Origin of the sequence: Acidisoma sp. (assembly GCF_035492295.1) — a bacterium.
GTDB lineage: Bacteria > Pseudomonadota > Alphaproteobacteria > Acetobacterales > Acetobacteraceae > Acidisoma.
In genome coordinates this window covers 1-3,822 of record NZ_DATJJK010000087.1, presented here as the reverse complement: position 1 = coordinate 3,822, position 3,822 = coordinate 1, and the positions used below count along the sequence as shown (strand labels likewise).

Below are 3,822 nucleotides of genomic sequence, written 5' to 3'. Positions count from 1 at the left end.
CTCCAGCCGAACCTTCCCCTTAATCCACGCTCAGAAGCCGATGGTCTTCGCCTGGGCATTGCCGCCCTGGGCGATGAGATTGCCGTCGGGCAGCCGGTCGTAAAGCTTGAGCGTGATGAGATCGCCCGCCGCGATGGTGCGGACCGGCGCGCCCAGCGGGCTCGTAATGCTGTCGAAGCTTTTGCGCGGCGTGTGATCCGCCTGCCCGACCTTGCCCGAGACGACCCAGACGCGGCCGCCCTTCTGAAGATGCGCGGCGGCGGCAAAGACGTCCCGCGTCCAGAGCCCGTCCGGGATCGACCGCCCTTGCCGCCCGAGGAAGAAGTCCATGATCGCGATCGGGCCCCGGTCAGGGACGAGCACGATGTCTCCGGGTTCCACGACCTGCATCAAATCCTGAGCCGCGAGATCCCAGCGCGGCTTGGTTTCCACGTGGTAATAGGGAGCGAGGTTGACGACCGCGAGCAGGCCGATGGCGGCCACCGCCGCCAGCTGCAGGCGAGGCCCGGCAAGGCGCGCGACGCCGAGGCCCACGAGCACGAAGAAAGGCACCGAGCTCCATATGACGTAGCGTGGCATCCAGAGAGGCTTTGCCACCGAGATCGCCAGGATGAGCAGCGGCGGCAGCAGCGCCACCACAAGCATGGTCCGCAGCAACGTCTTCTCGCCATCGCGCGACCGGAGGAAGAGAATGCCCATGGCACAGAGGGCGAGGAGCAGGATGCCGATCCCCGGCACCACCACCGGAAAAAGGTGAAAGCTGATGAGGCGCGAAATTCGCATGAAGTAGAGGGAGCCGAGGGTCGAAAGGAAACTGTGCCAGGTCACGGGGGGCACCCAGTCGGTCGCGTTGCCCATATGTCCGTCTGTCAACAGCGCCATCGCCAGGAACCAGGGAAGAATGGAAAACAGCGCCAGACACTGGGCCAGGATCCAGCGGCGGATGAACCGGTGCCGCTCCGTTCGCGGGTCGCGGGCAATCACGATGGCGGCGCAATTGGCTGAAATCAGCCAGAAGAAGGCGGTGCTCAGAACCTGCAGCGCGCCGATCGTGCCGATGGCATAGATCACCCAGGGTAGCATGCGCGCATCCGGGTCCTGACGCGGCAGGCTCGCGGCGCGGGGATCGCGCGCGATCTGCACAAGGCCGAGCAGCCCTACTGCCATCATCAGAATGACGAAGGTATAAGACCGCGCCTCCTGGCCGTACTGCACTTGCAGCGGCGAGAGGGCGAGCAACAGGCCGGCCACGAGCCCGGCACGCCAGCCGCCCAAGCTGCGAGCAATGAGATAGACGACGGCCGCCGAAACGCCGCCGAAAAGCGCGGAGGGCAGACGCAGCACCGTCTCTCCCAGCCCATAATGGCCGAAGAGAGAGGCAATCCAGAAATAGGATGGCAGATGGTGGAACTGCAGGCTGTCCTGCACCATGGCGCCGAGCGGCAAGCTCGCGCGGTGAACCGTGGTCACCTCGTCCAGCCAGTAGGGCATCGCGCCGATGCCGTGCAGACGCGCGGCGAGGCCGAGGAGGAAGACGGCGAGCGGCAGAACGATCCTCTCGCCACCCTGGATGCGGCCACCCCATCCCGTCGTCTGAGTGATCGTCCGCTGCAGATGGGAGGCTCCGCGATCCGTCAGGCTCAAAGTATTGGCTCTCCAATCCGATCCGTGGCGCAAGTGGCGCTCCGTTCATGACTGGAGGCCGAATAAGGCGGTTTTGTAGTCCTGCGGGTCTCGCTCCATGACGGCGGAACCGGTCCGGCGGATCAGCGGTACGCGACTCCGCGTACGCGAGCAAACGACTGACGTCACCCGATCTTCCAGACTATCAATGGGGTCAGACGAGGACGCCGGCAAGACGACAAAACGGGCCGACGCCCCCCCTGACCGCACAAGCGCCGCAACCCACGAGACCCCTTCATCAGAGGAGAGCATTATGAGCCAGACCATCGCTCCCGCCGCCCAGACGGCAATGCCCGCCACCCTCGACGGGGCAGTGACCGCCCGCGTCGCCTTCGAGGCCTTGCAGGCAGAGATCGACCTCATCTGCGACAGTTTCGGTCCCCGGCCGACGGCGCTGCCCCTCATCCGCAATCTGCTCGACTTCGATCTCGGCGTTCCCGCCGCCCTCCTCACCGCACGACCCGTCGCCGCCGATTTCCTGCGCACCGAGGAAGGGTATGAGATCACGGTCGAACTACCGGGTCTGGACGAGAACGATGTCGAAATCGCCGTCGGTGCCGGCATCCTGACAATCCGCGCCGATCGACAGGACAGCTCGGGCGCGGCACAGCCGGACCACTACTACCTGTCGGAGCGGCGCTTTGGGCAGGTCCTGCGGTCCTTCCGGCTTCCGCAGGCGGCCGACCCGGCTCGGCTCACCGTCAGCTGCCGGAGAGGCGTGCTGCACATCCGCATTCCTCGGCAAGAAGTTCAGCAGTAAGGCCTGGCGTTGGTGGATGGTGACTTGACGAGTCCAGCCGCATCATCGATTGAATAACGGCGGTTTTCTAGCAAGATCCGTTGTTTCCAATATCGACACGATGTGGCGCACGTCCGTCCGCGTCTCCGCACCAGAGTGAGCTCCGCCTGCTATGACGAAGGGAAGTTTCGCCCCTCATTTTAAAGACGAAACTATCGACACCTCAACGAACGAGGTGCTTGGCGACCCTGACGTTTCTGCTCTCATCGCCCATCCGCGTTTCGACGAGGCGATGCTCGCGGCGGCGGCGTCCTCCGTCTCCTTTTACCGGGGGAACTGGCTCCTCAATCGGGTCGCCAACGACCGCGGCCGGGTTCTCGCCGCCATGATGATGATTGATCTGCATTTCTCCGGTGGCAAGCGGGGCTTCACCGTGTCCCAGTTGCGCGATCAGGCGCGCCGCTACGGGGTCTGCAGCCCCAACCGGATGACGGCGCTCGCCGCACTCCTGCGCGTCGGCGGCTTCCTTGCCCCCATCCCGGCCGAAGACTCGCGCCAGCGCAAGCTCGCTCCCTCGCAGGCGTTGTTCGATCTCCATCGGGCGCGCCTGCGCGGCATTCTGTCCGCCAATGCGCTGATCCAGCCGGATGTCTCTGCCGCGATCGCCGTCCTCGATGAAGATGAGGTCGTCGGCGACATCGTCGGCGGCTATCTCAGCTATTGGCGGGCCGGCGTCCACGCCATAGGGGATGACCCGCTGCTGAACGCCCTGATCGAACGGGATGCGGCCCTCACCGTGCTCTTCCTCATGATGGTCGGGACGAACCGGGGGGACGCCTACCGTGTCTCCGACCTTGCCCGGCAGTTCGCGATCTCGCGCACCCATGCTCTGGTCATCATGCGGGAAGCCATCGCGCATGGTTGCATCCAGCAGGTCGGCCTGGGCGGCCCCTACCAGGGAACGCCCGAACTGTTACGTGTCTTGCGCCCCTTTTTCGCCCGGATCTTCCATGTCCAGGCAGAGGCAGCACGCCACGGGCTGGCGCGGCGCGCGGCCCGGCTTGAACGCAGTGCGCGCTCCGTGCCCCTCATCAGCGGCTGACCGCCTCTCAGCGCCAAAGGTTCGTATGGCGCGCGATATGTTCGCTTGCTCTTTCGCTTATGGCGTGATTGATCGAGAACCGCTGAGGTGACCGGCAAGGCTCATCTGGGAAGGCGGATCCATGACCACTGAAAACTCAAGCGATCTCTATGACCTAGCTGTGATTGGCGGCGGCGTGAACGGCTGCGGCATTGCGCGGGATGCGGCGGGGCGGGGGTTCAGCGTCTTTCTCTGCGAACAGCGCGATCTCGCCTCCGGCACCTCCTCTGCCTCCACCAAGCTGATCCATGGCGGGCTG

At 64.9% G+C, this 3,822-nt stretch carries 4 protein-coding genes; 3 read left to right on the top strand and 1 reads right to left on the bottom strand.

Features of this window, described 5'->3' with window-relative positions:
• Positions 1 to 30: 30 nt before the first annotated feature.
• Positions 31 to 1,644 (bottom strand): glycosyltransferase family 39 protein, encoded by a 1,614-nt coding sequence (locus VL752_RS06100; RefSeq protein ID WP_325353194.1) that lies wholly within the window; start codon positions 1,642 to 1,644, stop codon positions 31 to 33.
• Positions 1,645 to 1,936: 292 nt separating this feature from the next.
• Between VL752_RS06100 and VL752_RS06095 the strand changes: the two genes are divergently transcribed.
• The 3 genes from VL752_RS06095 to VL752_RS06085 all read left to right on the top strand — a co-directional run.
• Positions 1,937 to 2,443, top strand: a complete 507-nt coding sequence (locus VL752_RS06095) for an Hsp20/alpha crystallin family protein (protein ID WP_325353191.1) — start codon at positions 1,937 to 1,939, stop codon at positions 2,441 to 2,443.
• A 151-nt stretch (positions 2,444 to 2,594) separates the two neighbouring features.
• A complete protein-coding gene (locus VL752_RS06090) occupies positions 2,595 to 3,524 on the top strand; it encodes a hypothetical protein (RefSeq protein WP_325353189.1) in 930 nt (309 codons plus the stop codon).
• A 121-nt stretch (positions 3,525 to 3,645) separates the two neighbouring features.
• Positions 3,646 to 3,822, top strand: a 177-nt coding sequence (locus VL752_RS06085; protein ID WP_325353196.1) for an FAD-dependent oxidoreductase, incomplete at its 3' end; no start/stop codon positions are given.

Excerpts from the sequence above, each read along its gene's own strand:
- VL752_RS06095 (WP_325353191.1), top strand. The coding sequence starts at position 1,937 with ATGAGCCAGACCATCGCTCCCGCCGCCCAGACGGCAATGCCCGCCACC.
- VL752_RS06090 (WP_325353189.1), top strand. The coding sequence starts at position 2,595 with ATGACGAAGGGAAGTTTCGCCCCTCATTTTAAAGACGAAACTATCGAC.